This is a genomic window from Salinicola endophyticus (genome assembly GCF_040536835.1).
GTDB classification, from domain to species: domain Bacteria; phylum Pseudomonadota; class Gammaproteobacteria; order Pseudomonadales; family Halomonadaceae; genus Salinicola; species Salinicola endophyticus_A.
This window is the reverse complement of the sequence record NZ_CP159578.1, coordinates 899,900-925,204: the sequence shown is the minus strand read 5'-3', so window position 1 is coordinate 925,204 and position 25,305 is coordinate 899,900. Positions and strand designations below refer to the sequence as shown.

Sequence of the window (25,305 nt, the reverse complement as noted above, 5' to 3'; positions counted from 1 at the left end):
GCCGGGAGGCAATCCATGGCTAATCGGCAACCCACGATGGCGCAGACGCCGGCCGCCCCGACACCGGGCGGCACGCTAGAGGCCAACCAACCGGTACGGCCGCGCCGCGAGCGCGGCACCCGGGTACGCCGGCGCCGGGTGCGCGCGGCCTGGCTGTTCCTGACGCCGATGCTGGTCGGCCTGGCGCTGGTCGCCGGCTGGCCGCTGGCACGCACCTTCTGGTTCAGCGTCACCGACGCCAGCCTGTCGAGCCTCGAGGGCGCCAACTTCATCGGGCTCGAGAACTACCTGGTCTACGACAACGGCTGGTACGGCATCCTCGCCGACCCGCTGTGGTGGCAGTCGGTGTGGAACACGCTCTACTTCGCGCTGGTGTCGGTATCGCTGGAGGCGGTGCTGGGGGTAATCGTGGCGCTGGTGCTCAACGCCCACTTCCGTGGTCGCACCCTGGTACGCGCGGCGATGCTGATCCCGTGGGCGATCCCCACCGTGGTCTCGGCCAAGATCTGGGCGTGGATGCTCAACGATCAGTTCGGGATCATCAACCACCTGCTGATGACCCTGGGGCTGATCGACGCACCGCTGTCGTGGACCGCCGATGCCAGCCTGTCGATGTGGGCGGTGATCATGGTCGACGTGTGGAAGGCGACCCCGTTCGTCGCCCTGCTGGTACTCGCGGCGCTGCAGATGCTGCCCTCGGACTGCTACGAGGCGGCCAAGGTCGACGGTATCCATCCGGTCCGGGTTTTCTTCCGCGTCACTCTGCCGCTGATCACCCCGGCCCTGCTGGTGGCGGTGATCTTCCGCGCCCTGGACGCGCTGCGTGTGTTCGACGTCATCTACGTGCTGACCTCCAACGCTGCCTCGACCATGACGATGTCGATCTACGCTCGCCAGCAGCTGGTGGAGTTCCAGGACGTGGGCTACGGCAGCGCCGCCTCGACGCTGTTGTTCATGATCATCGCGCTGGTCACGGTGGTCTATCTCTATCTCGGACGCCGCCAGCTGGGAGGTGGGTCATGACGCTGCGCAGACTCAAGGCCATCGCACTGAAAACCGGCTTCTGGCTGCTGGTGGCGGTGCTGGTGCTCTATGCCATCTTCCCCTTCTACTACGCCATCGTGACCTCGCTGAAGCCGTCGAGTCAGCTCTTCGAGGTGAGCTACTGGGTCGATAGCCTGGACTTCTCCAACTATGTCACCGTGCTGTCGCAGCCGACCTTCCTGGCCGCGATCCGCAACTCGGTAGTGGTCGCCCTCAGCGTGGTGCTCATCGCCCTGCTGCTGGGTCTGACCGCGGCCTGGGCGCTGGGCCGGGTGCGCTTTCGCGGGCGCACCACGGTGATGATGATCGTGCTGGGGGTGTCGATGTTCCCCCAGGTGGCGGTGCTGTCGGGGCTGTTCGAGGTGATCCGCACGCTCGATCTCTACAACTCCCCCGGCGGGCTGATCCTCAGCTACACCATCTTCACTCTGCCGTTCACGGTGTGGATTCTGACCACCTTCATGCGCCAGCTACCCGACGAACTCGAGGAGGCAGCGATCGTCGACGGCGCCTCGCCCTGGGTCACTCTGACCAAGGTGTTCATGCCGCTGTTGTGGCCGGCGATGGCCACCACCGGCCTGCTGGCCTTCATCGCGGCGTGGAACGAGTTCCTGTTCGCCCTGACCTTCACCCTGACCGACTCGCAGCGCACGGTGCCGGTGGCGATCGCGCTGATCTCCGGCGGCAGCCAGTACGAGCTGCCGTGGGGGCCGATCATGGCCGCCTCGGTGATCGTCACCGTGCCGCTGGTGGTACTGGTGGTGATCTTCCAGCGGCGTATCGTCTCCGGGCTCACCGCCGGTGCCGTCAAGGGCTGAATGCCTCTGGTGCTTTCCGCGACTAAAGCTGTTCGCCACCTGCTTTCCGCGACTACTGCTTTCCCCGTTTTCGGGTAGGAGAAACTATGGCTGGTCTGACGCTCGAACGAGTCAACAAGCGCTTCGGCAGCACCCAGGTGATCGACGACGTCTCGATGCAGATCGACAACGGCGAGTTCATCGTCTTCGTCGGCCCCTCGGGCTGCGGCAAGTCGACCCTGCTGCGCCTGATCGCCGGGCTCGAATCGATCACCCACGGCGATCTGATGATCGACGACCAACGAGTCAACAACCTGACGCCGCCGGAGCGCGGCATCGGCATGGTGTTCCAGTCCTATGCGCTCTACCCGCACATGAGCGTCTACGACAACATCGCCTTCGGCCTGAAACTGGCCAAGCAGGACAAGCAGACGGTGGACGAGCGGGTCCGCCAGACGGCCAAGATCCTGCAGCTCGACGAGCTGCTGGAGCGCCTGCCCAAGGCGCTCTCCGGCGGCCAACGCCAGCGCGTGGCGATCGGCCGGGCGATGGCCCGCGAGCCCAAGATCCTGCTCTTCGACGAGCCGCTCTCCAACCTCGACGCAGCGCTGCGAGTGCAGACCCGCAACGAGATCGCGCGGCTCCACGAGCGCCTGGGCTCGACCATGATCTACGTCACCCACGATCAGGTCGAGGCGATGACCCTGGCCGACCGTATCGTGGTGCTCAACGCCGGCCATGTGGAGCAGATCGGCACCCCGCGCGAGCTCTACGAGCGCCCGGCGTCGCGCTTCGTTGCCGGCTTCATCGGCTCGCCCAAGATGAACTTCATCCAAGTCACCGCCGAGGCCGACGCCGAGCAGGGCTGCCGCGTGGAGATTCCCGCCGTCGGTCAGCGCACGCTGCCACTGGCCTTCGCCACCGGTGGCGCCAGCGAGGCGACCCTGGGCGTGCGCCCGGAGCATCTGATCCCCTCCGCCAGCGAAAGCGGCAAAGGCCTCGAGATCGTCAACGTCGAGTACCTCGGCAGCGAAGCCTATCTCTATCTGGAGCGCGATGACGGCGAGCTGCTGGTGTGCCGCACCCAGGCGCCCAGCCCGTTCCAGCGCGGCCAGCGGGTGACGCTCGATTTCGATCCGACCCATGCCCATCTGTTCGACTCCGACGGGCGCGCGGTACCCCCGCACGAAAGTCGCGAATCCCGTTCTGAGCCGCAGGGGGCCGCCTCATGAGCCTCACGCCTCTCCACCGTTCAGTGCACAGGCCGCGCGGCTGGCGTGTCGCTCTGGGTCTGTTGGCCCTGCTGGGAGTCACCTCGACGGCCCAGGCCGCCGAGGTCGCCATCGCCTGCGGCGGTGGCGGCGACGGCGACTACTGCCCTACCGCGGCGCGCGCCTGGGCGGCGCAGAGCGGCAACAGCGTCAAGGTGGTGACCACCCCCAACGCCACCACCGAGAAGCTGGCGCTATTTCAGCAGCTGCTCAACAGCCACTCCCAGGATGTCGACGTGATGATGGTCGATATCGCCTGGCCGGGGCTGCTGGCACCGCATCTGCTCGACCTCGGCGAGGCCGTGTCGCCGGCCGAGCGCGAGGCCTTCTTCCCGGCGCTGATCGAGGCCAATACCGTCGATGGCCGTCTGGTGGCACTGCCCTGGTACACCGATGCCGGCCTGCTCTACTACCGCCAGGATCTGCTCGACAAGTACCAGCGCCCGGTGCCACAGACCTGGCAGGAGATGACCGACACCGCGGCCAGCATCCAGCAGGCCGAGCGCGCCGCCGGCGCCGACGAGATGTGGGGCTTCGTGTTCCAGGGCCGCGCCTACGAGGGCCTGACCTGCAACGCGCTGGAGTGGATCGCCGGCTACGACGGCGGGCGCATCGTCGAACCCGACGGCACGGTCACGCTGGACACCCCCCAGGCCACGGCGGCGCTGACCGAGGCAGCGAGCTGGATCGGCACCATCGCCCCGCGCGGGGTGCTCAACTACACCGAGGAGGAGGCGCGCGGCGTCTTCCAGAGCGGCAATGCGGTGTTCATGCGCAACTGGCCCTACGTCTGGTCGCTGGCCCAGCGTGAGGGCAGCCGGGTACGCGGCAAGATCGGCGTCGCGCCGCTGCCCCACGGCCCCGATGCCGACTCGGTGAGCACCCTGGGTGGCTGGAACTTCGCCGTCTCGCGCTACACCGACACACCGGAGGCGGCGATCTCGCTGGCGCGCTATATGACCAGTGCCGAGGTGCAGCGTCGCCACGCCCTGAACAATGGCATGAACCCGACCCGGATCGCGCTCTACGACGACGCCGAGGTGGTGGCGGCCAACCCCACCATGAGCGTGCTGCGCCCGGTGCTGATGAACGCCGTGGCGCGCCCCTCGGCGGTGACCGGCGAGGCTTATGCCCGGGTCTCCAACGCTATCTTCAACGGCGTGCACGCGGTGCTCTCCGGGCGCACCCAGCCGGCGGCGGCGCTCGCCGATCTCGACCAGACCTTGACCCGACTCAAGCGGCGGCAGTGGTGATCGCCACGCCGTCCCCCGACGCCATGATTCACCTTGTGACGAGGAATTCTGCATGACCCAGCAACAGTGGTGGCGCGACGCCGTCATCTATCAGATCTATCCGCGCAGCTTCATGGACGCCAATGGCGATGGCATGGGCGATCTCGCCGGCGTCACCGAACGACTCGACTATCTCGCCGCGCTGGGCATCGATGCACTGTGGCTGTCGCCGTTCTACCGCTCGCCCCAGGCCGATGCCGGCTACGATGTCTCCGACTACTGTGATGTCGATCCGCTGTTCGGCACGCTCGAAGACTTCGACCGCCTGCTGGCCGGGGCCCACGAGCGCGGCATGCGGGTGATCGTCGATCTGGTGCCCAATCACAGCTCCAGCGAGCACGTGTGGTTCCAGGAGGCGCTGGCCAGCCCGCCGGGCAGCGCGGCACGCGCGCGCTATCTCTTCCGCGACGGGCGCGGCGAGCAGGGCGAACTGCCGCCCAACAACTGGCAGAGCATCTTCGGCGGCGCCGCCTGGACCCGGGTCGACGACGGCCAGTGGTACCTGCACATGTTCGACAGCGCCCAGCCCGACTTCGACTGGGCCAACCCCGAAGTGGGTGACGAGTTCGAGCGCGTGCTGCGCTTCTGGCTCGCCCGTGGGGTCGACGGTTTCCGCGTCGACGTCGCCCACGGCATGATCAAGCAGCCGGGCCTGCCCGACTGGGACGGCGAGCAGGTGATGGTCGAGGGCGGCAACCGCGGCCCGATGTGGGATCAGGACGGCGTCCACGATATCTACCGCCGCTGGCATCGCATCCTGGCCGAGTACGGCGACGACCGCATGATGGTCGCCGAAGCCTGGCTCAAGCCGGAACGGGTGGCGCGCTACATTCGCCCCGACGAGATGCAGCAGGCGTTCAACTTCGACTATCTCACCGCCCACTGGGACGCCGCGGAACTGCGCACCATCATCGACCGCTCACTGACCATTACCGGTGAGGTCGGCGCCACCACCACCTGGGTGATGTCCAATCACGACGGCGTACGCCACGCCTCGCGTCTGGGGTTGTCGAACCCAGGCGCACGCCCGCAGAAGATCGGTATCGGCGACGAACAGCCCGACGAGGCGCTGGGCCTGCGCCGGGCGCGGGCGATCATCATGCTGACCCTGGCACTGCCCGGCTCCGCCTATCTCTACCAGGGCGAGGAGCTGGGCCTGCCGGACCATACCCGCATGCCCGACCACTACCGCCAGGACCCGGGCTTCCACCGCGCCGGCGGCGAGGATGGCGGCCGCGACGGCTGCCGCGTACCCTTGCCGTGGCGTGCCGAGGCCCCCGCCTTCGGCTTCAACGACAGCGGCGAACGCTGGCTGCCGCAGCCGGACAACTACGCCGACTACGCTGTCGATCGTCAGCGCGATCAGCCGGATTCGACGCTCACGCTCTATCAGCGGTTGCTCAAGCTGCGCCGCGACCATAACCTTGGGCAGGGCGAACTGGCGTGGGCACCGAGCCCGCGTGAAGACGTGCTGGTACTGACCAACGGCGACGTGCACGTGGTGCTCAACCTGGGCGACGCCCCGGTCGCGCTGCCGGCGGCATCGGTGCTCGCCCAGAGCCAGCCCGATGCGGTCAGCGACGCGACGCTGGCCGGCAATGCCGCGGTCTGGCTGCGCGCGACCTGAAGATGGAGTGACGGCCGGCGCCGCGGCCGTCATCCGCCCTCGACGAGGAGACTCGAGCATGTCCCCGGCCACGGCCCTCTCTGTACGGCGCCAGCAGTGCGCGACGCGGCGCCCCACCTACGGCCTGCGCGCGTGAGTCCGACCAAGCGCATGACGCTGAAGACGGTGGCCGCGCGTCTCGGCGTTTCCGCCGCCACCGTCTCCAACGCCTTTAACCGCCCCGATCAGCTCTCACAAGCCCGGCGTGAGGAGATCCTCGCCGCCGCCGCCGCGCTCGGCTATCACGGCCCCGACTCCCGTGGTCGCATGCTGCGCACCGGCCGTTCCGGCATCGTCGCCATGCTGCTGGCGGAGAACCTCTTCTACAGCCTGAGCGACAGCGTCGCCAGCGAGCTGATCGCGGGCGTCGCCGCGCAGCTGGATCAGCACGGCCACTCGCTGATGCTGCTGCCCGGGCGCCTGGAGCAGACCACCGGCGGCGTCGACATGGCCGACGGCGTCATCGTCTACGGCCTGCACGGCGCCTCCTCGCGCATCCTCGACCTGATCGCGGGGCGCCCCGCCGTGGCCATCGACATCGATCTGCCGGGTATTCCGGCGGTCAACATCGACAACTATCCGGCCAGCCTCGCCCTGACCCGTCACGCCCTGCGCCAGCCTACCAGGCGGGTCGCCATCGTCGGGCTACGCCTGACCCAGTCGCACGAGGGCCAGATCGGTCCCGAGGCGCTGCTGTCGGCCGATCTCACCATCACCCGGCGGCGCCTGGACGGGATCTTCAGGGCACTGACGGAGGCCGCCATCGACCCCGACAGCGTAGCGCTGTGGAACATCGACCAGAACACCTACGACGGCTGCGTACCGGTGGTCGCGGCGCTGCTCGACCAGCCCGCGGCGTCACGCCCGGACCTGCTGATCTGTCTCTCCGACCGTATCGCCCTGACCGCCATCGACCTGGCCGAGCGGCGCGGGCTGCGGGTGCCGGAAGATCTGCGCATCACCGGCTTCGACGGCATCGCCGAAGGTCAGCAGCGGCGACCCCGCCTGACCACGGTCCGCCAGGACAGCGCGGCCAAGGGCCGGCTGGCGGCAGCCATGCTGCTCGACCTCGAACCGCGCCGCTCACGCACCCTGGAGACCGAGCTGCTGATCGGCGATAGCGCACCCTGAGGCGGGCCTCACGGAGCCGATCGGCTACAACCATGGCCGCACAGCCAAGGCCATGGCGCCATGCTAGTCTCCCACGAAGTTACCGCTAACCATCATCACCTGACCCGCCTGGGGCGCGATGCTGCTCATCGCTCACCCGCGTCGGGCGCCGCCGCCGTGCTGGGGAGATCGTCATGCCGCGCCGAGCTTCGGGACGCGTCACGCTTCAGGATATCGCCGACCGGGTCGGAGTCACCAAGATCACCGTCTCGCGTGCCCTGCGCGAGCCGCAGCGGGTCTCGCTGCCGCTGCGCCAGCGCATCGAAGCGGCGAGCGCCGAGCTCGGCTATATCCCCAACCACGCTGCCGGCGCGCTGGCCAGCGGCCGCAGCCACAGTGTGGCACTGCTGATCCCGTCGCTCTCCAACGCGGTGTTCTCGGATATCCAGCGGGGCATCGAGGAGGGCCTGCGCGCTGCCGGCTATCAGTTGCTGATCGGGCATACCGGCTACTCGATCCTCGAGGAGGAGCGCCTGATCGACACCTACCTGGGTTATGGGGTGGATGGCCTGGTGCTCTCGGGAACCCGCCATACCGAACACGCCGAGCGGCTGCTGCGACGGGCCGGGGTGCCGGTGGTGGAGACGCTGGAGCTGACCCCGACGCCACTGGATATCAACGTGGGGCTCGATCAGACCGCCGCCGGAAGGGCACTGACGGAGACGTTCGTCGCCCGCGGTTACCGTCGGATCGGTTTTCTCGGCGCACGTATGGATCACCGCGCCCAGCTGCGCATGGCCGGCTGGGAAGCCGCGCTGCGCGCTGCCGATCTGTCCACCGAGTATTGCCTGACCACGCCGCAGCCGTCGAGCTATCGACTCGGCGGTGAGATGCTGGGATCGATGCTGCAGCGCTGGCCGGCGCTGGAGGCGGTATTCTGCTGCAACGACGACCTCGCCGCCGGCGCACTGTTCGAATGTCAGCGCCGCCGCCTGGCGGTACCCGAGGCACTCGCCCTGGCCGGCTTCAACGGGCTCGATATCGTGGAGGCGACGACCCCGCCCCTGGCCACGGTGGTGACCCCGCGTCGACGGATCGGCGAGGTGATCGCCGAACGCCTGCTGGCGCGCCTCGGCGGCCAGCCCTGCCGGCCGCACAGTGAAGATCTGGGGTTCGAAGTGCGATGCGGCGGCAGTATCGGTTAGGCGGCCAGGTTCCCGAACCGATCAGGAGGCGGCGCCATCGGCCCGAGTGGCATAGCGCTCGGCCAGCGCCTCGGCGGCACGCGCGACCACGGTCTCGATGCCGGCATCGATATCCACCGTCACCGCCTCGTCGTCGCCCGGCGCCTCCAGCGTGGCGAGCTGGCTGTCGAGCATCGCCTCGCCCTTGAAGAAGTGATCCTTGCGCGACTGGATGCGCTCGAGCAGCAGCTCGCGGCTGCCGCGCAAATAGACGAAGGTGAGCGCCGGGTCGCCCTGGCGCAGAATGTCGCGATAGCGGCGCTTGAGCGCCGAGCAGCCCACCACCAGGGTCTCGTCCGCTGTCCGCGCCGCGCCCAGGATCTCGCTCAGCCGGGCGAGCCAGCCGGCGCGGTCGTCGTCGGTGAGCGGCTCACCGCGCGACATCTTGGCCACGCTCGCCTCGGAGTGGTAGTCGTCGCCGTCGAGAAAACGCCCACCCAGATGCGCCGCCAGGCGCTGCCCGATTTCGGTCTTGCCGCAACTCGACACGCCCATGACGACGATGCGATGTCCCTGATTGGTTTTCATGCCTCGGACTCTTTTCGCTGATGAATCGGTCTGCTGATGGACCGGCCTGCTGATGAATCGTTCTACTGGCGGCGCGCGCCGCCGGATAAGACCACGTCGTCTAGCGGCTGAGAAAGGTGCTGTTAGGCGTACCCCTCACCTAGCAGCTTGTCTCTACGCCTTTAGGCGCATTGTTGCCGCCAACTTGTTACCGGTAACATTCATTCTCGCCAACTCCACACCGGAGCACAACGCCACCAAAGGCGCATAGCGTCACGCGGGATCTCGCCCGGCAGGTGCTGGATGCACCACGCCAGCGGCTATATCCGGCGCCGCTTCAGCGGTTAGTCAGTGCTTCGTTAACAAAGGGTTTTCATCCTCATGGACAGTCCCACCTCTCTGATCCTCGCCGCGCTGGGGAGCATCATCGTCCTTCTTTACCTGGTCATGCGTCTGCGCCTGCACGCTTTCGTCGCGCTGCTGGTGGTCAGCGGTGTCGTGGGTCTGGCGACCGGCATGGGCGTCGAGGAGCTGCTCGACACCATCGAGAAAGGCATGGGCGGTACCCTCGGCTTCGTTGCCACCGTGGTCGGTCTGGGCGCGATGTTCGGCAAGATGCTGGAGGTCTCCGGCGGGGTCGATCGCCTGGCCAGCACGCTGCTCGACAAGTTCGGCGAGAACCGCTCGCAGTGGGCGATGGGGGTCACTGGTTTCCTGGTCGCGATTCCGGTCTTCCTCGACGTCGCCTTCATCATCCTGGTGCCGCTGATCTATGCCCTCACCCGGCGCACCGGGCGTTCGCTGCTCTACTACGGCATTCCGCTGCTCGCCGGGCTGGCGGTGACCCACTCGTTCATTCCGCCGACACCCGGCCCGATCGCGGTGGCCAAGCTGATCGGCGCCGACCTCGGCTATGTGATCCTGTTCGGCGCCATCTGCGGCCTGCCCGCCATGATCATCGCCGGGCCGCTGTTCGGGCGCTGGATCGCCAAGCGCATCGACGCCCAGATCCCCGACTACATGGAGCTGCCCAAGGAGCCGGGCGATACCCGCGACCTGCCCAGCTTCAAGCTGATCCTGTCGATCATCCTGCTGCCGCTGGCGCTGATCGTGCTCAACACCGTCTCCGGCGTGATCCTGCCGGCGGACAGCCCGGTCCTGGCCGCGCTGACCTTCCTCGGCCACCCCTTCGTGGCGCTGACCCTGGCCACCCTGCTCGCCTTCACCTGCCTGGGCACGCGCCGCGGCATGACCCGCGAACAGGTGATGGAAGTCGCCACCAAGGCGCTGGAACCGGCCGGCATCATCATCCTGGTCACCGGCGCAGGCGGCGTGTTCAAGCAGGTTCTGATCGACTCCGGTGTGGGCGGCGTGATGGGTGACATCATGGCCGAGAGCGCGCTGCCGCCGATTCTGCTGGCATTCCTGATCTCCACCGCGGTGCGCGTGATCCAGGGCTCCGCCACCGTGGCCATGATCACCGCCGCCGGCCTGATGGCCCCGGTCATCTCTACCCTGGGCCTGTCGGGTCCGGTGCTCGGCCTGATCGTGATTGCGATCGCCTCGGGGGCCACCGTACTGAGCCACGTCAACGACTCCGGGTTCTGGCTGGTCAACCGCTACTTCGGTCTCACCGAAGCGCAGACCCTGAAGAGCTGGACGGTGATGGAGACCATCATCGGCCTGACCGGTCTGGTGATGGCGCTGATCGTGGGCCTGTTCGTCTAGGCTCTATACGAAAACTATCTGCGCTCGGCAATACGGCGTTAAACGTCGAACGCCCGCGGCGAGTGATCGCCGCGGGCGTTTTTGTCTGCGAGTGGCATGGTCTTCGAGGGAAATGATCTTCGCGGGGCATGGTCTGCGAAGGAAATGTGAGGGGTGCGGCGGCTGGCGCGCGGATGCCTACCTGCCGCCACTGTCTACGCCGTCTCCAGCGCCTCACGGATGGTCTGCTCCCGCCGCCGGGCCAGCTCCTGGCCGAGCTGCGGCCCGCGCAGGCCCTCGTCGAGCAGGGTCTGGGGCAGGATCTGAGAGGCCAGCCGCCAGGCCAGGGCGAGGTCCCTGGCCAGGGCCGGGTCTTCGTGGGCGATCAGTGCCAGCAACGGATCGAGGCGCTCCGGCCGACGCCAGGCGTCGATGCCGTCGAGCCAGGCCATGATATCGCCGGACCCTGCGACCTTGAGCCGGGCACAGCGGCTGCGCAGGTCGCGGGTGAGCGCCGCCTGGCGCATGGCGTCGCGGTAGCGGTTGGGCGCCTTGACGGCATCGTTGAGCGCGCGCTGGGCGCCCGCTTCGAGATGCTCGCCGAGACGCGCCCAGCGCCACACCGCCGGCTCGTCGAGATCGCTGGGCACGCTGCCCAGCCGCGCCAGTGCATTCGTCAGGGTGTCGTCGGCCAGCGGTGGCATCAGTACCACCAGGGCACCGCACGCATGCAGGGTCTCGAAATAGGCCGCGGGGTCGACCTCGGTCAGGGCCTTTTCGGTCTCGGTCCAGACGCGCTCGGCGACCAGATGCGCGATCTCGCCGCCGGCGACGAGCTGACGCATCAGCGCCAGGGTCTCGCCGGCGATGGTGAACCCCAAATGGCGGTAGCGGGCCAGAAAGCGCGCCGCGCGCAGCACTCGCAAGGGGTCCTCGACGAACGCCGGCGACACGTGACGCAGCACTCTGGCGTCGAGATCGGCGCATCCGCCGTAGGGGTCGACCAGCTCGCCGTCGGCGCCTTCGGCCATGGCGTTGATGGTGAAATCCCGCCGCGCCAGATCCGCCTCCAGCGTCACCTCGGGGCTGGCGTGGACCTCGAAACCGGTATAGCCGTGGCCGCGCTTGCGCTCGGTGCGCGCCAGCGCGTACTCCTCATGGGTCTGCGGATGCAGGAACACCGGGAAGTCGCGCCCCACCGGCTGGAAGCCGCGCTGGCGCATCTGCTCGACGCTGGCACCGACCACCACCCAGTCGCGGTCGCCGACCGGCCAGCCCAGGCGCGCATCGCGCACCGCGCCACCGACCAGATAGACCTCGAGACCGGCGAGATGGGGATCGTTGTCAGCGTGCATGGCGCCCCCTAGCGGCTGACCCGTTCAGGGTGACGATGCGCCCAGTCGACGAAGCCGCCATCCAGACTGTAGACCTCGCTGAAGCCCTGCCCGGCGAGCCAGGCGGCGGCCTGCTGGCTGGAGTGACCGTGGTAGCAGACCACCACCAGCGGTTGCGCAGTAGGTGTCTGCTCGACCAGCTCGGCGGCGCTGGAGTTGTCCAGATGACGGCTGCCGGGAATGTGCCCCTGGGCGAAGCTCAGTGGATCGCGGATATCGACCAGGGTGAGGCTGCGTCCTTCGCCCAGCCATTGGATGAGCGTGGCGGCGTCGAGATGTTCGAATGGATGTGGCATGTGCCCCCTCTGAGATGGCGTCAGCGTCGCAGCTGCTGCGACGGTTCGGCGATACGCTCGCCGCTGTCGAGGTCCAGCGCCGTGAGCGAGCCGCCCCAGACGCAGCCGGTGTCGAGCGCCTCGGCGCGCACCCGGGCCCCGGGCGTCTCTCCCTCCAGCGCGGCCCAGTGGCCGAACAGCAGGGTTAGCGCTTCCTCGCGCGGATGCTGGCGCGGATAGGTGAACCAGGGGGCGAAGCCCGCCGGTGCCGTATCGAGCCCCTCCTTGGCGCTGAAGTCGAGGGTACCTTCGGCGTCGATGAAACGCATCCGGGTAAAGACGTTGACGATGCTGCGCAGGCGATCCAGACCCGCCAGCTGCGGCGACCAGCGCGCCGGGCGGTTGCCGTACATCTCGGCGAGAAACTCATCGACCGCGTCGCCGCCGAGCACAGCCTCGGCTTCTGCCGCCAGCTCACGCGCCTGGGCCAACGACCACTGCGGCAGCAGCCCGGCGTGGGTCATCACCCGGTTGCGGGCCGGGTCGGCGACCAGCAGCGGCTGGACCCGCAGCCACGCCATCAGCGCATCCCGATCCGGCGCGTCGAGTATCTCGGCCAGGGTATCGTTGCGCTTGAGCTTGCCGTGACCGCGCGCCACCGCCAGCAGATGCAGGTCATGGTTGCCTAGCACTGTCTCCACCGCGCCTTCCAGCGCCATCACCCGGCGCAGGCAGGCGAGCGAGCCGGGGCCGCGGTTGACCAGGTCGCCGGCCAGCCACAGCCGATCGCGGGAGGGCGAAAAGTCGAGCCGCGCCAGCAGTGCATCGAACTCAGCGTAGCAGCCCTGCAGGTCGCCGATGGCATAAATGGCCATGGTCGTCGTCCTTCTCGATGGTCAGTCTGGATCGAAGGCTGGGGAGCCCTCTGGGATGAATGGGCCGGCACCCGGCGCGGCTCAGTGAACCTGGTTGGGAGTCGCCAGTCGGAACGGTGCAATGGTGACCTCGAAGGCCTCCTGGCTTTCGCAATCGATGCAGCCATAGCTGCCCTGCATCACCCCGACCGGGGAGGCCAGCACCGCGCGGCTGGTATAGCGGAAGCTGTGGCCGGCGGCGATCGCCGGCTGCTTGCCGACCACGCCATTGCCGCGCACCTCCTGCACCTTGCCGTTGCCCTGGGTGATCTTCCAGTAGCGCGACAGCAGCTGAATCTCGCGCGGCGAGCGGTTGTGTACCGTCACCGTATAGCTGAAGACATAGCGCGACTGCGCCGGGTCCGACTCGTCGGCGCGGTAGTCGGGCTCGACCTCGACCCCGATCTGCGCGGCCAGTTCGCTCATGCCTCGCGCTCCGTGACCCGGTTGGCAATGGCCACCAGCTCGGCCACTGTCAGCGTCTGCGGCCGACGGCCGGGGTCGATCCCCAGCGCCTCGAGTTCACTGGCCTCGACCAGCCCCTTGAGATTGTTGCGCAGCGTCTTGCGCCGCTGGCCGAAGGCGTCACGCACGATCTCGGCGAAGCGCGCCTCGTCGTGCGCCACGGCGGGCAGCTCGGCGTGGGGCGTCAGGCGCACGATGGCGGAGTCGACCTTGGGCCGCGGCACGAAGGCTTCCGGCGGCACCACGAACAGCGACTCCACCTGACAGTAGTACTGGGTCATCACCGACAGGCGTCCCCAGTCGGGCCCGCCAGGCTCAGCGGCGAGACGCTCCACCACCTCCTTCTGCAGCATGAAGTGCATATCGGCGACGGCGCCGCGCGCCGCCAGCAGATGGAAGATCAGCGGCGTGGAGATATTGTAGGGCAGATTGCCGACCACCCGCAGCGGGCGGCCATCCGCGGCCGCCAGCGCGGGGAAATCGAACTTGAGCGCATCGCCCTCGTGGATCACGAAGTCCGGGTAGGCGAAGAACTGCACCCGCAGGCCGGGGATCAGGTCGCGGTCGAGTTCGATCACTTCGAGCGCACCGGCGGCCTGGAGCAGCGGTTCGGTCAGGGCGCCCTGCCCCGGGCCGATCTCGACCAGGCGCTCCCCCGGGCGCGGCCCGATGGCACGCACGATGCGCGAGATCACGCCGGCATCGCGCAGGAAGTTCTGACCGAAACGTTTACGGGCTCGCGGCAGCGCGCCACGCGGATAATCGGCTGGGTTAGCCATTGACGACGAATTCCTTCAGAGACTGTTTACAGGAAAGCTGCGCTCAACAGCGGTGTAAACACCCTCTTGGTTAGAGAGATGAGTCAGTTGGGTTCCGAGTAGCCATCTCACAGGCCACTTCCAGCGCCACCCTGAGGCTACCGACATCGGCACGGCCGCTGCCGGCGAGGTCGAGGGCGGTACCGTGGTCGACCGAGGTGCGCACGATGCCCAGGCCCAGGGTGATATTGGCTGCCTGGCCGAAACCGGCATACTTGAGTACCGGCAGCCCCTGGTCATGATACATGGCGAGCACGGCGTCGGCGCCATCCAGATGGCGCGGAGTGAACAGCGTATCGGCAGGCAGCGGGCCGACCAGATCGAGCCCCTCGGCGCGCAGCCGCTCGAGGGTCGGAATGATGATGTCGAGCTCCTCGCGGCCCAGATGGCCATCTTCACCCGCATGGGGGTTGAGCCCGCTGACCAGGATACGCGGCGCGGCGATGCCGAAGCGCCGGGTCAGCTCGGCGGCGAGAATCCGCGTGACGCGGGTCAGGCTCGCGGCATCGAGCGCTTCGGCAACCCGTGACAGCGGCAGGTGGGTGGTCGCCAGGGCGACCCGCAGCGGGCGTGGGTGGGCGCTCGTCGAGGCGATCGTCGTGGCGAGCATCATCACCACCTCCTCGACGCCACAGGCATCGCGCAGATACTCGGTATGGCCGGTGAACCGCGGGTGGCCACCCTCGATGATCGCCCCCTTGTGCAGCGGCGCGGTGACCATGGCCGCGGCGCGCCCGTCGCGACAGGCAGCGATGGCGACATCCAGGGTCTCGAGCACGTAGTCGGCGTTGCCCGGGTCGAGCGCGCCGGGATGCGACGGCCGCCGCAGCGCCACCGGCCACACCGGCAGATGGCCATCCCGCGCGGGCGGTACCGGCGCGCTGGGGTCGAGCGGCTCGATCTCGACCGCCCAGCCCAGCGCCGCAGCGCGTGCCGCTAGCAGCTGCGGGTCGCCGATGACCACGACCCGCGCGGCCAGCGCCGGCCAACGCCGCGCCAGGGCCAGGGCCAGCTCAGGACCGATACCCGCCGGCTCGCCACTGGTCAGCGCCAGCAGCGGTGCCGCGGCCTGGGTCGACGCCATCAGACTACCCCATCACTGCTTGTCGAGGCGGTTGTCGACGTAGGCACTGGCGCGAATCTCCTGCGTCCACGCTTCGAGCTCGTCGTTGACCTTGCGCTGGAAGATCGCCTGGCTCGCCTGCTCGCGGGAGATCTGCTTGCCGTCGCCGCCGCGGGTATCGATCAGCTTGACCAGGTGGAAGCCACTGGGGCTGCGGATCGGCTGGCTCACCTCACCCTTGGCGAGATCGGGGATGACGTCGGCGAAGATGGTCGGGATCTGCGCCGCCGGACGCCAGCCCAGATCGCCGCCCTTCAGCGCCTGGGCATCGTCGGACTCGGAGACCGCCAGCTTGCGGAAGTCGGCGCCGCTCTTGAGCTCCTGATAGAGCTTCTCGGCCTTGGCCTGGGCCTGACGCACCAGATCCGGCGTCGGCGACTGCGGCACCGCGACCAGAATCTGGGCCAGATGATAGGAGACGTTGCTGTTCTGGCCGGCCTGCTCCAGGAAGCGGTCGATCTCGCGATCCGACACCGTCACCTTGTTGGCGACCTCGCGCTGCTGGACCTGACGAATCAGCAGCTCGCGGCGCACCTGCTCGCGTACCTCGGCCAGCGACTGCCCCTCCTTCTCCAGGCGATCGGCGAACTGATCCAGGGTCATGCCGTTGTTCTGGGCGATACCGCGCATGGTGGCATTGAGCTGGGTCTCATCGACGTTCAGCTTGCCCTTCTCGGCCATCTGCAGCTCGATCTGCTCGGTGATCATGCGGTCGAGCACCTGATGCTCGAGGGTCTTCTCCGGCGGCGCGGGGATATTGCTGGACGCGAGCTGGCTCTTGACCTGGGAGACCCGCTGCTCGAGCTGGCTCTGCATGATGGCGTCGTCGTTGACCACGGCGACGATACGGTCCAGCGGCACCACTTCGGCCATCGCCGACAGCGGCGACAGCAGCATGACCAGCGCCAGGGGAATCCACACTCTAGGACGCATGCCTACCTCTCTTGCTTGATGAAGAACGACTCTTGAGAATCACGGGTCTTGCTCGATCTCGATCGGCTGGCCCGGCATCCGCCGGGCCCGGCTCAGAACGTGGTGGGCTCGTAGCCCGGCACCGCGCTGGCGAAGTAGCTATCGGCGTTCTGCCCCACGCCACCGAGTCCCTTGAACACGAAGCGCAGGAACAGGCCGCGATCGGTGTAGTCATCGTCGATGGTGTAAGCGGTGTCGTTGTCGTCGACCCACTCGCGCCAGACCACCTGCACCGCGCTGCAGCAGCTGTTGAACTGCACCCCGGCCAGCGTCTCCAGATCACGCTTGTTGGTGTTGTCGTAGAGATAACGGCCGATCAGATCGAGCGACGAGGTCGCCTTGTAGGCGAACGAGACGTCGAAGTCCTCGCGGTTGTAGCTCAGTTGATCGTCGGCATCACTGGCCGGATCGAAACCTTGGAGCTGCCAACGGTAGCCAAGGTTCAATACATGGCCGGCCGGACTCAGATATTGCAGGTAGGCGGAGGCCTTTTCGGTCTGCGAGCGGTGATCGTCGTAGAACCACTCATAGCGCGAGCGCCACTGGTCGTTGATGCGCCAGTCGAGCTGGGTGATCACCGGCGAGCGGTCGCGGGTGCGCCGATAGTCGTCGTAGCGCCGCTGCGCCGGCGTGAGATTGTCGCTGTCGTCGAGCAGGGTGACATTGCGATCTTCGAAGTAGGCGCTCTGACCGACCGACAGTGCCAGTCGCTCGCGCCCGGTGTCATCCTCGAGGAAACGGGTCGAGGCGCCGTAGGAGAGCTTGTTGACGTCACCCACGCGATCGGCACCGGTGAAGCGATAGGGCGACCACAGCTGGCTCCACGAGATCGCCTGCTCGTCGGTGTCGAACACCGGATACTCGGACTGATCGCGCTCGGGGACGTAGGCGTAGTAGAGGCGCGGCTCGAAGGTCTGCTTGAAGCCCTGGTCGAATGCGGTCACGTCGCGCTGGAAGATCAGTCCCGAATCCAGCGAGTAGACCGGCACCGTGCGTGACAGGGTCTCGTCGCGCGAGGTGTCACGGTTGCCGTAGTCGAGCTCGTAGTTGGTCTGCCACAGTTGGAAGCGCGGCTCGAGGAAACCCCAGCTCGGCTGGGCGCGCCAGCCGATGGCCGGGGTCAGATTGAGGCGCGAGCCGTTGGCCGATTCACGCAGCGGTATATTGCGGGTGCGGTTCTCGTCCTCGTCGAACCAGTTGCCCTGGGCATCGACACCGTGCAGGTCACGCCAGAAGTAGGTGGCGTTGGAGTTCCACTCCTGATAGAAGCCGCTCTCCTGCTGCCAGCGCGCATTGGCGGTCAGGCTGGGCAGGCGATAATAGGGGCGATCGTTCTCGTCGATCGGGTACTGCATGCGCTGGTAGCCCTGGGCGCGGGCATCCAGATACCAAGTAGTGCCCTGGTAGGAGAGTCGTGCCAGACGCTCGAGGTACTCGGTGTCCTGCTCGGCGAAGTCGCTGCCGAAGTCGTCGAAGTAGCGGCCATCGCTGGCGGCGCCGTAGCGCAGCGCGTAATCCAGGCGGTCGGTGAAGTAGCCGTAGTGCTGATAGTCGACGAACCAGCGATCCTTGCCGTCGAAGGCATCCTTGGGATCGTTGGGATTATCGTTGTTGCCGCCATTATCGTTGGCCAGATAGGCGCCATCGATCGTGCCGCGATCGCTGCCGAAGAGATAGCGGAACTCGCCGCCCATCAGCAGGCCATGGTCGGTGATGACCCGTGGCGTGATGGTGGCGTCGTAATTGGGGGCCAGGTTCAGGTAGTAGGGCTGGCTGTAATCGAGACCATCGCTGGAGAGCCCCAGGGTCGGCCACAGGAAACCGCTCTGGCGGCGATCGTCGACCGGGAAGCGTACCCAGGGCCAGTAGAATACCGGCACGTCGCCCATCTCCAGACGCGCGTTGGTGGCAGTGCCGTAGCCCTGGGCGCGGTCGATGGTGACGTCGCTGCCGACGATCCGCCACAGCCGGCTGTCCGGCGCGCAGGTGGTGAAGCTGGCCTCGCGCATGCGATAGCGGCCGTCTTCGAGGCGCTGCAGCGCCTGGGCGTCACCACGCACGCGCTGGTCGTGGATCACGTAGTGGGCGTCGTCGATGCGCGCCGCGTCGCTGTCGAGCGAGACCTGGCCATCGTCGCCGCGCACCAGCAGGCCGGGATAGCGAATGGTCAGGGGGCCGTCGGCGAAGGCGGTGTCGCGGGCGGCGTTGACCCGCACCTGCGGCGCCTGCAGCTGGCTGTCGCCGCGCCGCAGCACCACTTCGCCACCCAGGATCGTCTCGCCGTTGTCGCCATACTCCGCGGTGGCGGAGTTGGAGAGGACCTCTTCCGGCGTGCGCCCTTCGGGCAGCAGATAGCCGGGCTGGACATAGCGTCCGCCGCACAGTGCGCCGGCCGGTGCCTGATCGCCCCAGGGTACCCAGTCCAGCTGGTCCGCCGGGAGCGGTGCCGGAGGGGCCGCCTGGGCGGTCGATGAAATCACGCCGGTGAGGGCAGTCCAGACCAGTCGCTTGCCCATGTCCTCTGTGTCCTTGCCGAGTGGAGCCGGTATTATACAGACCTCGACGGCACTTGCCGCGGGGTCGTTCCCTGTCTGTCTTCTGTCGCGCTCACCTGGTCACGCCCGTCTGGCGAAGCGTGAAGCGTGGAGGCGCTCGCAGCGCAATGAGTTGGCGGACTCGACCAAAGGCGGCAAACTGGCGCCGCCAAGGGAGTCTACCGCCCTCGCCGCCGGCAGGTCCGCGTTCCAACGTTATCGACCACGCCATCGGCCAAGCCTACGAGCGGCTTCAGCATGCGGTGCCATCCGCACCCCGTCAACTCGATCCACCCTGGGAGTTTCGATGAGTCTGCGCCTTGCCCAGCTGCGCACCTGGATAGCCCGGCAGCACGCCGTCGCCGCCGATACCTGCCGCTTCGAGCCCGTCGCCGGCGATGCCAGCCTGCGCGGCTACTGCCGGGTGCATCTGCCCGACGGCACCACGCGCATGCTGATGGACGCGCCACCCGAGCTCGAAGATAGCCACGCCTTCGTCGCCATCGGCCGCCACTGGCGCGCGGTGGGCCTGCCGGTGCCGGCGATCCACGCCGTCGATCTCGACCTGGGCTTCCTCGAACTCGACGATCTCGGCGACGACAGTCTGCACCACCATTTCGACGATGCCGAAAGTGCGCGGCGCGGTACGGACCAGGCCATCGAGCTGCTGCTGCGCCTGCAGCGGCTGGCCTCACCGGCCGAGCTGCCGCCCTACTCCGCCGCCTTCCTGGAAGAGGAGATGGAGCGCTTCCCCGACTGGGGCCTGGGGCGCTGGCTGGAATTGGAGACACCCGCCTGCTGGGCCGACACCAAGCGTCACCTGCTGGCGCGTATCGCGACGCTGCCCGAAGTCGCGGTGCACCGCGACTTCGATGCCATGAACCTGATGCTCGTCGACGGCGAGCTGGCGCTGATCGATTTCCAGGGCGCCCTGGCGGGGCCGCTCGGCTACGACCTGATCTCGCTGCTGCGCGGGCGCTACCAGCGCTGGTCGCGGACCGAGATGGATCGCTGGATCGCTGACTTCCATCGCCGCAGCCAAGCCGATTTCGGCACTCGCCTGCCGGATGCCGCCGCCTTTCGCGCCACGGTCGAGGCGATCGGCGCCCAGCGTCAGCTCAAGATACTGGGCCAGTTCTGCCGCCTCTGCCTGCGCGACGGCAAGCCGCGCTATCTCGACTGGCTGCCGCACTTCTATGCCCAGCTCGACGCTGGCCTCGAAGCGCTACCCGAGCTGGCCGAGTTCCACGCCTGGCTGCGCGAAATCTACCACCCGGCGATGCAGGCGCGCCTGGCCCGCCACCACGCCGAGCAGGCGCAGTCGAAGGGAGCCTCGGCATGAAAGCGATGATCCTGGCCGCCGGGCTCGGCAACCGCATGCGCCCGCTCACCGACCACTGCCCCAAGCCGCTGCTGCCGGTGGCGGGCAAGCCGCTGATCGAGCACCACCTGATACGTCTCGCGGCGGCCGGCTTCCGCGAGGTGGTGATCAACGTGAGCTACCGCGGCGAGCAGATCGTCGCCGCCCTCGGCGACGGTCAGCGTTTCGGCCTGCGTCTCACCTTCAGCCACGAGCCCACGCCGCTGGAGACCGCCGGCGGCCTGCGCCACGCCCTGGCGCTGCTGGGCGACGCCCCTTTTCTGCTGCTCAACGGCGATGTCTGGAGTGATATCGATCTGGCCCAACCGGCGCTGGCCGCGGGGGATCTGGCCAACCTGGCGATGGTCGATACCACCGACTTCCACCGCGGTGGCGACTTCCATCTCGACCCTAACGGACGCCTGCACGCCGAGGGCGAGCCGCGCCTGGTGTATGCCGGGGTCGGCGTGATCCACCCGCAGCTGATCGCCGATCTCCCCGACGGCGAGGCGGCCAAGCTGGCGCCGCTGCTGGTCGCGGCCATGCACGCCAAGCGCGTCGCTGGCTGGCACCACCGCGGCGACTGGGTCGATGTCGGCACGCCGCAGCGCCTGGCCGACCTCGAGAGCCGGCTGCGCCGGGCGTAACTTCAGCTAGGCGGGAGTGTTATGCTGCCGCCACGTTATCCGAGTGAAGGAATCGATTGCATGAAAGCCACAGTCAAGTGGACCGACGGCCGCCAGTTCGTCACCGAATCCGGCAGCGGCCACAGCGTCGTGATCGACGGCAACCCCGACCACGGCGGTCGCAACACCGGGCCGCGACCGATGGAACTGGTACTGATGGGGCTCGGCGGCTGCACCTCGTTCGACGTGATCCAGATCCTGGAGAAGGCCCGCGCCGACGTCACCGACTGCGTCGCGACCCTGGAAGCCGAACGCTTCGACGGCACGCCCAGCGTGTTCACCAAGATCCATGTGCACTTCGTGGTCACCGGCCGCGGCCTCAAGGACGCTCAGGTCAAGCGTGCGGTCGACCTCTCCGCCGAGAAGTACTGCAGCGCCTCGCTGATGCTGGCCAAGGGCGGCGTGGAGATCACCCACGACTACGAGATCGTCGAGGCCTGAGCGCCGGCCAGTCCGACGAGCCCCTCGAGCCCACAGCACAAGACGCAAAAACCGCGACTCCGGTCGCGGTTTTTGTTTGCCTTCCCGGCGGCTATCCGCCGCCCTCGACGACGCCATGCTCAGAGGCGATAGACGCTCTTGGTCATCACCTTCGACACCAGCCGCATGCCCCACTTCACCGGCAGCGGGAAGCGGCTGCCGCCGGACTCCAGCGCCATGCGCTCGTGCTGCGCTTCGTCGATGCGCATCTGTTCGAGTACCGCCCGCGAGCGCTTGTCGTCGATCGGCAGCTTGCGCAGATGCGCCTCCAGATGGCGCCCGACCTGCTCCTCGGTGGCGGCGACGAAGCCCAGGCTGACACGGTCGCCGACCGCCCCGGCCAGGGCGCCGAGTCCGAAGGAGGCGGCGTAGAAGGCGGGGTTGAGATAGCTGGTGCGGCCATCCAGTTCCCGCAGACGCTGGTCGCACCAGGCCAGATGGTCGATCTCCTCCGCTGCCGCCTCTTCCATCCGCTCGCGGGTGTCACCCAGCTTGGCGGTCAGCCCCTGACCCTGATAGAGCGCCTGGGCGCACACCTCACCGGTATGGTTGATGCGCATCAGCCCGGCCACGTGGCGGCGCTGCTCGTCGTCGAGTGCGCCCTCGGGCTGGGCGAGCGCCGGTGAGGGCCGGCGCGGCTGCGCCGATCCCGGCACCAGCGTGCGCAGCACGCTGTCGAACTGGTGGATCAGATTGTCGCTACGCGACAGCTGGCGCGCCATGTGAGTCTCCTTACCCGTGTGCGGATCATCCGCGAACGGATGGCCATATGCAGAAATGTCCCGGACCTATCAGCCCGGCGGCCAGGTCAGCTTGCGCCCACCCAGCAGGTGCATGTGGATATGATAGACCGACTGCCCGCCATCTTCGTTGCAGTTCATGACCACGCGGTAGCCGTCCTCGGCGAAACCGAACTGCTTGGCCAGCTTGGCCGCGGTGTACTGCAGCCGCCCGATCAGGGCCAGATCCGCTTCCTCGATATCATTCAGGGTGGCGATCGGCTTCTTGGGGATGATCAGCACATGAGTCGGTGCCTGGGGATTGATGTCACGGAAAGCGAGCACATGCTCGTCTTCGTAGACGATATCGGCCGGAATCTCGCGGTCGATGATCTTGCTGAACAGCGTGGGCTCCATGGGATCTCCTGCTCGAACATGAAAGGATCCGGCGTCAGCGGCTGACGCCTCGGCACATCAACGAAAACGGCGCTGCGCCAGCAGCTGGCGCACCTTGGGCGCCAGGATCAGATCCATCGCCAGCGACAGCCGCGCCCCCGGCACCACCAGGGTGTTGGGACGGCTCATGAAGGCATCGTGGATCATGGTCACCAGATAGGGAAAATCCACCGCTTCCGGGTCGCGGAAGCGGATCACCACGAACGACTCGCCGTCGTTGGGCACGTCCTGCAGCTCGAACGGATTGGAGGTGTCCACCGTCGGCACGCGCTGGAAGTTGATATGAGTGCGCGAGAGCTGGGGCTGGATGTAGCGCACATAGTCGTGCATGCGCCCGAGAATGGTCTCGATCACCGCTTCCTGCGAATAGCCGCGCAATTTGGTGTCGCGGTCGATCTTCTGCAGCCACTCCAGATTGATCGTGGGTGCCACCCCGATCAGCATGTCGACGTGCCGCGCGATATCCACCTCATGGGTCACCAGCCCGCCATGCAGCCCTTCGTAGAGCATCAGATCGGTGCCACTGGGGATCGGCTGCCAGTCGGTGAAGGTGCCGACCTGCCAGCCGGCCTCGATCATGCGCTTGTCTTCGGCATGGATATAGTGGCGGTAGGTGCCCTTGCCGCTATCGCCGTACTCCTGGAACAGCGTATCCAGCCTGTCCAGCAGGTTGGCATTGACCGAGAAATGCGACAGCTCCGCCTTGCGTTCCGGCTCGGTCTGCAGGATCTCGGCCAGCTCGGCCCGCGAGTAGCGGTGAAAGGCGTCACCGTCGATGAAGGCGGCGTGGACGTCCTCACGCGCGAACATGCGCTCGAAGGTGCGCTTGACCGTGGTGGTGCCGGCGCCGGAAGAGCCGGTGACGGCGATGATCGGAAACTCACGCGACATGCCGCGCCTCCCTGCCGAGCCGGATGACCCCCGACACGGCCCGGGCCGCCGCGGGACGGCAGGTCGCCGCGATGGCGTCGCGATATGGCTGTAGCTGCGGCATGGCGCTGGTTCCCCGATCCCGGTGCAGGTCGTGCCTGCACGCTGGGTTGATTAGCTGCGTGACGCGACGTCCTCGCGCTCACGCGCGATCGCCCGATGGGCGATGTCGCGGCGATACTCGGCCCCCGCCCAGGCGATCTCGGCGACGCCCGCGTAGGCCTGCTCGGCGGCGGCGGCCACGCTGTCGCCCAGCGCGGTAACACATAGCACGCGCCCGCCGCTGGTGACGACGCGACCATCGTCGCGCTGCGTCGTGCCGGCATGGAACACCTTGCAGCCGCGCTGCTCGGCGGCCTCGAGGCCGTCGATCGCATCATCCTTGGCATAGTTGCCCGGATAGCCGCCGGCCGCCATCACCACGCCAACCGCTGCGCGCGGGTCCCAGCTCCCTTCGGCACGGTCCAGGCGCTGCGCCAGGGCCGCCTGGCACAGGCCCACCAGATCGCCGTTCAGGCGCATCAGGATCGGCTGGGTCTCGGGGTCACCGAAGCGGCAGTTGTACTCGATCACCCTGGGCGCGCCGGTGGCGTCGATCATGAGCCCGGCATACAGGAAACCGGTGTAGGGGTGCCCTTCCGCAGCCATACCGGCGACGGTCGGGGTGATCACCTCGTCCATGATGCGCTGGTAGACCGCCTCGGTGACTACCGGCGCCGGCGAGTAGGCCCCCATACCGCCGGTGTTGGGGCCGGCGTCGCCATCGTAGGCGCGCTTGTGATCCTGGCTGGTGGCCATCGGCCAGACGTGCTCGCCGTCGACCATGACGATGAAACTCGCCTCCTCGCCATCGAGGAACTCTTCGATCACCACCCGGGCACCGGCATCGCCGAAGGCGTTGTCCTCGAGCATGTCACGGATCGCTGCGGCCGCCTCGTCGTGGGTCATCGCCACCACTACGCCTTTACCGGCGGCGAGGCCATCGGCCTTGATCACGATCGGCGCACCCTGCCGGTCGAGATAGTCGAGCGCCGGGGCGACTTCGCTGAAGGTCTGGTAGGCCGCCGAGGGGATCGCATGGCGCGCCAGAAAATCCTTGGTGAAGGCCTTGGACCCTTCGAGCTGGGCCGCGCCGGCCGAGGGGCCGAAGATCGCCAGGCCGGCCTGCTGGAAACGGTCGACCACGCCGGCCACCAGCGGCGCCTCGGGGCCGACGATGGTGAGCTCGACATCGTTGTCGCGGGCGAAGGCGATCAGCGCGTCGAAGTCCATGGCGTCGATCGCCACGTTGGTCAGCCCCGCCTCACGGGCGGTGCCGGCATTGCCGGGAGCCACGAACACCGTGTCGACCTGCGGCGACTGTGCCGCCTTCCACGCCAGGGCGTGCTCGCGCCCGCCGCCTCCTAGGATCAGAACCTTCATCGCTCGCCTTTCGTTGCGCTGTCACCGAATATGGAAGAGGCATTATGTCAGAAAGGCCCGGGCCAGAAAGCCCCCGAACGCATCGTGCCGGCTGCCGGCCGCCACGCGGCGGGTGCGCG

General features: G+C 67.7%; 24 protein-coding genes. 11 read left to right on the top strand and 13 right to left on the bottom strand.

Annotated features, from left to right (window positions below):
- Window positions 1–36 precede the first annotated feature (36 nt).
- The 7 genes from ABV408_RS04400 (at window position 37) to ABV408_RS04370 (ending at window position 8,385) form a co-directional block, all read left to right on the top strand.
- Entirely contained in the window at window positions 37–1,023 is a 987-nt protein-coding gene (locus ABV408_RS04400; protein WP_405049938.1) for a carbohydrate ABC transporter permease, read from the top strand.
- A complete protein-coding gene (locus ABV408_RS04395; RefSeq protein WP_035470798.1) occupies window positions 1,020–1,862 on the top strand; it encodes a carbohydrate ABC transporter permease in 843 nt (280 codons plus the stop codon). The genes ABV408_RS04400 and ABV408_RS04395 overlap by 4 nt, the downstream gene beginning before the upstream one ends.
- A gap of 86 nt (window positions 1,863–1,948) precedes the next feature.
- Window positions 1,949–3,073, top strand: a complete 1,125-nt coding sequence (locus ABV408_RS04390) for a sn-glycerol-3-phosphate ABC transporter ATP-binding protein UgpC (RefSeq protein WP_353981230.1) — start codon at window positions 1,949–1,951, stop codon at window positions 3,071–3,073.
- Window positions 3,070–4,365 carry an ABC transporter substrate-binding protein gene (locus ABV408_RS04385; RefSeq protein WP_353981229.1) on the top strand — a complete coding sequence of 432 codons (1,296 nt, stop codon included), beginning with the start codon at window positions 3,070–3,072 and terminating at the stop codon, window positions 4,363–4,365. Before ABV408_RS04390 ends, ABV408_RS04385 begins: the two co-directional genes overlap by 4 nt.
- A 52-nt stretch (window positions 4,366–4,417) precedes the next feature.
- The gene (locus tag ABV408_RS04380) at window positions 4,418–6,031 is read left to right on the top strand and encodes a glycoside hydrolase family 13 protein (protein WP_353981228.1); all 1,614 of its coding nucleotides are present in this window, start codon (window positions 4,418–4,420) and stop codon (window positions 6,029–6,031) included.
- A 150-nt stretch (window positions 6,032–6,181) separates the two neighbouring features.
- A complete protein-coding gene (locus tag ABV408_RS04375; protein ID WP_353981227.1) occupies window positions 6,182–7,201 on the top strand; it encodes a LacI family DNA-binding transcriptional regulator in 1,020 nt (339 codons plus the stop codon).
- Between the two features lie 173 nt (window positions 7,202–7,374).
- Window positions 7,375–8,385: a LacI family DNA-binding transcriptional regulator gene (locus ABV408_RS04370; protein WP_353981226.1), complete on the top strand. Its 1,011-nt coding sequence runs from the start codon at window positions 7,375–7,377 to the stop codon at window positions 8,383–8,385.
- A 21-nt stretch (window positions 8,386–8,406) separates the two neighbouring features.
- Here ABV408_RS04370 and ABV408_RS04365 read toward each other — a convergent pair whose 3' ends face one another.
- The gene (locus ABV408_RS04365) at window positions 8,407–8,952 is read right to left on the bottom strand and encodes a gluconokinase (RefSeq protein WP_353981225.1); all 546 of its coding nucleotides are present in this window, start codon (window positions 8,950–8,952) and stop codon (window positions 8,407–8,409) included.
- A gap of 360 nt (window positions 8,953–9,312) precedes the next feature.
- Between ABV408_RS04365 and ABV408_RS04360 the strand changes: the two genes are divergently transcribed.
- Window positions 9,313–10,659 carry a gluconate:H+ symporter gene (locus ABV408_RS04360; protein WP_207031529.1) on the top strand — a complete coding sequence of 449 codons (1,347 nt, stop codon included), beginning with the start codon at window positions 9,313–9,315 and terminating at the stop codon, window positions 10,657–10,659.
- A 194-nt stretch (window positions 10,660–10,853) separates the two neighbouring features.
- Here the strand turns inward: ABV408_RS04360 and ABV408_RS04355 are convergent, their stop codons facing one another.
- The 8 genes from ABV408_RS04355 to ABV408_RS04320 all read right to left on the bottom strand — a co-directional run bounded on the left by ABV408_RS04355 (window position 10,854) and on the right by ABV408_RS04320 (window position 19,115).
- Window positions 10,854–11,993, bottom strand: a complete 1,140-nt coding sequence (locus ABV408_RS04355) for a polynucleotide adenylyltransferase (RefSeq protein ID WP_353981224.1) — start codon at window positions 11,991–11,993, stop codon at window positions 10,854–10,856.
- An 8-nt stretch (window positions 11,994–12,001) separates the two neighbouring features.
- Window positions 12,002–12,328: a thiosulfate sulfurtransferase GlpE gene (gene glpE, locus ABV408_RS04350; protein ID WP_051895652.1), complete on the bottom strand. Its 327-nt coding sequence runs from the start codon at window positions 12,326–12,328 to the stop codon at window positions 12,002–12,004.
- 20 nt (window positions 12,329–12,348) lie between these two features.
- On the bottom strand, window positions 12,349–13,182 hold the full coding sequence (locus tag ABV408_RS04345) for a symmetrical bis(5'-nucleosyl)-tetraphosphatase (RefSeq protein WP_353981223.1): 834 nt from the start codon (window positions 13,180–13,182) through the stop codon (window positions 12,349–12,351).
- Window positions 13,183–13,263: 81 nt separating this feature from the next.
- On the bottom strand, window positions 13,264–13,647 hold the full coding sequence (gene apaG / locus ABV408_RS04340) for a Co2+/Mg2+ efflux protein ApaG (RefSeq protein ID WP_353981222.1): 384 nt from the start codon (window positions 13,645–13,647) through the stop codon (window positions 13,264–13,266).
- Complete coding sequence (gene rsmA / locus ABV408_RS04335) at window positions 13,644–14,465, bottom strand: 16S rRNA (adenine(1518)-N(6)/adenine(1519)-N(6))-dimethyltransferase RsmA (RefSeq protein ID WP_353981221.1); 822 nt, start codon at window positions 14,463–14,465, stop codon at window positions 13,644–13,646. The genes apaG and rsmA overlap by 4 nt, the downstream gene beginning before the upstream one ends.
- Before the next feature lie 70 nt (window positions 14,466–14,535).
- A complete protein-coding gene (gene pdxA / locus ABV408_RS04330) occupies window positions 14,536–15,588 on the bottom strand; it encodes a 4-hydroxythreonine-4-phosphate dehydrogenase PdxA (protein ID WP_353981220.1) in 1,053 nt (350 codons plus the stop codon).
- Window positions 15,589–15,600: 12 nt separating this feature from the next.
- Window positions 15,601–16,560 carry a peptidylprolyl isomerase gene (locus ABV408_RS04325; RefSeq protein WP_353981219.1) on the bottom strand — a complete coding sequence of 320 codons (960 nt, stop codon included), beginning with the start codon at window positions 16,558–16,560 and terminating at the stop codon, window positions 15,601–15,603.
- Between the two features lie 92 nt (window positions 16,561–16,652).
- On the bottom strand, window positions 16,653–19,115 hold the full coding sequence (locus tag ABV408_RS04320) for an LPS assembly protein LptD (RefSeq protein WP_353981218.1): 2,463 nt from the start codon (window positions 19,113–19,115) through the stop codon (window positions 16,653–16,655).
- Between the two features lie 325 nt (window positions 19,116–19,440).
- Here ABV408_RS04320 and ABV408_RS04315 point away from each other — a divergent pair, with 325 nt between their 5' ends.
- From ABV408_RS04315 to ABV408_RS04305, 3 genes are read left to right on the top strand one after another with little or no spacing between them, the layout of a single operon-like run.
- Window positions 19,441–20,475, top strand: coding sequence for a phosphotransferase (locus ABV408_RS04315; RefSeq protein WP_353981217.1), 1,035 nt, complete (start codon window positions 19,441–19,443; stop codon window positions 20,473–20,475).
- On the top strand, window positions 20,472–21,140 hold the full coding sequence (murU, locus tag ABV408_RS04310) for an N-acetylmuramate alpha-1-phosphate uridylyltransferase MurU (protein WP_353981216.1): 669 nt from the start codon (window positions 20,472–20,474) through the stop codon (window positions 21,138–21,140). Before ABV408_RS04315 ends, murU begins: the two co-directional genes overlap by 4 nt.
- Window positions 21,141–21,200: 60 nt before the next feature.
- Window positions 21,201–21,620 carry an OsmC family protein gene (locus ABV408_RS04305; protein WP_035472326.1) on the top strand — a complete coding sequence of 140 codons (420 nt, stop codon included), beginning with the start codon at window positions 21,201–21,203 and terminating at the stop codon, window positions 21,618–21,620.
- Window positions 21,621–21,739: 119 nt separating this feature from the next.
- On the opposite strand, the gene coq7 is transcribed toward ABV408_RS04305, so the two are convergent.
- The 4 genes from coq7 to purD all read right to left on the bottom strand — a co-directional run bounded on the left by coq7 (window position 21,740) and on the right by purD (window position 25,186).
- Complete coding sequence (coq7, locus tag ABV408_RS04300) at window positions 21,740–22,381, bottom strand: 2-polyprenyl-3-methyl-6-methoxy-1,4-benzoquinone monooxygenase (RefSeq protein WP_353981215.1); 642 nt, start codon at window positions 22,379–22,381, stop codon at window positions 21,740–21,742.
- Window positions 22,382–22,450: 69 nt separating this feature from the next.
- Window positions 22,451–22,795, bottom strand: a complete 345-nt coding sequence (locus ABV408_RS04295; RefSeq protein WP_035472332.1) for a histidine triad nucleotide-binding protein — start codon at window positions 22,793–22,795, stop codon at window positions 22,451–22,453.
- Between the two features lie 57 nt (window positions 22,796–22,852).
- Window positions 22,853–23,725 carry a phosphoribulokinase gene (locus ABV408_RS04290; RefSeq protein WP_035472335.1) on the bottom strand — a complete coding sequence of 291 codons (873 nt, stop codon included), beginning with the start codon at window positions 23,723–23,725 and terminating at the stop codon, window positions 22,853–22,855.
- A gap of 153 nt (window positions 23,726–23,878) precedes the next feature.
- Entirely contained in the window at window positions 23,879–25,186 is a 1,308-nt protein-coding gene (gene purD, locus ABV408_RS04285; protein WP_353981214.1) for a phosphoribosylamine--glycine ligase, read from the bottom strand.
- Between the last annotated feature and the right edge of the window lie 119 nt (window positions 25,187–25,305).

What these genes read in the sequence shown, in the direction of transcription:
- rsmA (WP_353981221.1), bottom strand. Translation starts at nt 14,465, where the DNA reads ATGGCTAACCCAGCCGATTATCCGCGTGGCGCGCTGCCGCGAGCCCGT.
- murU (WP_353981216.1), top strand. Translation starts at nt 20,472, where the DNA reads ATGAAAGCGATGATCCTGGCCGCCGGGCTCGGCAACCGCATGCGCCCG.
- ABV408_RS04315 (WP_353981217.1), top strand. Translation starts at nt 19,441, where the DNA reads ATGAGTCTGCGCCTTGCCCAGCTGCGCACCTGGATAGCCCGGCAGCAC.
- ABV408_RS04295 (WP_035472332.1), bottom strand. Translation starts at nt 22,795, where the DNA reads ATGGAGCCCACGCTGTTCAGCAAGATCATCGACCGCGAGATTCCGGCC.
- ABV408_RS04290 (WP_035472335.1), bottom strand. Translation starts at nt 23,725, where the DNA reads ATGTCGCGTGAGTTTCCGATCATCGCCGTCACCGGCTCTTCCGGCGCC.
- ABV408_RS04390 (WP_353981230.1), top strand. Translation starts at nt 1,949, where the DNA reads ATGGCTGGTCTGACGCTCGAACGAGTCAACAAGCGCTTCGGCAGCACC.
- ABV408_RS04365 (WP_353981225.1), bottom strand. Translation starts at nt 8,952, where the DNA reads ATGAAAACCAATCAGGGACATCGCATCGTCGTCATGGGCGTGTCGAGT.
- ABV408_RS04360 (WP_207031529.1), top strand. Translation starts at nt 9,313, where the DNA reads ATGGACAGTCCCACCTCTCTGATCCTCGCCGCGCTGGGGAGCATCATC.
- purD (WP_353981214.1), bottom strand. Translation starts at nt 25,186, where the DNA reads ATGAAGGTTCTGATCCTAGGAGGCGGCGGGCGCGAGCACGCCCTGGCG.
- ABV408_RS04380 (WP_353981228.1), top strand. Translation starts at nt 4,418, where the DNA reads ATGACCCAGCAACAGTGGTGGCGCGACGCCGTCATCTATCAGATCTAT.
- ABV408_RS04345 (WP_353981223.1), bottom strand. Translation starts at nt 13,182, where the DNA reads ATGGCCATTTATGCCATCGGCGACCTGCAGGGCTGCTACGCTGAGTTC.
- ABV408_RS04385 (WP_353981229.1), top strand. Translation starts at nt 3,070, where the DNA reads ATGAGCCTCACGCCTCTCCACCGTTCAGTGCACAGGCCGCGCGGCTGG.
- ABV408_RS04320 (WP_353981218.1), bottom strand. Translation starts at nt 19,115, where the DNA reads ATGGGCAAGCGACTGGTCTGGACTGCCCTCACCGGCGTGATTTCATCG.
- ABV408_RS04395 (WP_035470798.1), top strand. Translation starts at nt 1,020, where the DNA reads ATGACGCTGCGCAGACTCAAGGCCATCGCACTGAAAACCGGCTTCTGG.
- coq7 (WP_353981215.1), bottom strand. Translation starts at nt 22,381, where the DNA reads ATGGCGCGCCAGCTGTCGCGTAGCGACAATCTGATCCACCAGTTCGAC.
- ABV408_RS04400 (WP_405049938.1), top strand. Translation starts at nt 37, where the DNA reads ATGGCGCAGACGCCGGCCGCCCCGACACCGGGCGGCACGCTAGAGGCC.
- ABV408_RS04370 (WP_353981226.1), top strand. Translation starts at nt 7,375, where the DNA reads ATGCCGCGCCGAGCTTCGGGACGCGTCACGCTTCAGGATATCGCCGAC.
- ABV408_RS04325 (WP_353981219.1), bottom strand. Translation starts at nt 16,560, where the DNA reads ATGCGTCCTAGAGTGTGGATTCCCCTGGCGCTGGTCATGCTGCTGTCG.
- ABV408_RS04355 (WP_353981224.1), bottom strand. Translation starts at nt 11,993, where the DNA reads ATGCACGCTGACAACGATCCCCATCTCGCCGGTCTCGAGGTCTATCTG.
- ABV408_RS04375 (WP_353981227.1), top strand. Translation starts at nt 6,182, where the DNA reads ATGACGCTGAAGACGGTGGCCGCGCGTCTCGGCGTTTCCGCCGCCACC.
- pdxA (WP_353981220.1), bottom strand. Translation starts at nt 15,588, where the DNA reads ATGGCGTCGACCCAGGCCGCGGCACCGCTGCTGGCGCTGACCAGTGGC.
- apaG (WP_353981222.1), bottom strand. Translation starts at nt 13,647, where the DNA reads ATGAGCGAACTGGCCGCGCAGATCGGGGTCGAGGTCGAGCCCGACTAC.
- glpE (WP_051895652.1), bottom strand. Translation starts at nt 12,328, where the DNA reads ATGCCACATCCATTCGAACATCTCGACGCCGCCACGCTCATCCAATGG.
- ABV408_RS04305 (WP_035472326.1), top strand. Translation starts at nt 21,201, where the DNA reads ATGAAAGCCACAGTCAAGTGGACCGACGGCCGCCAGTTCGTCACCGAA.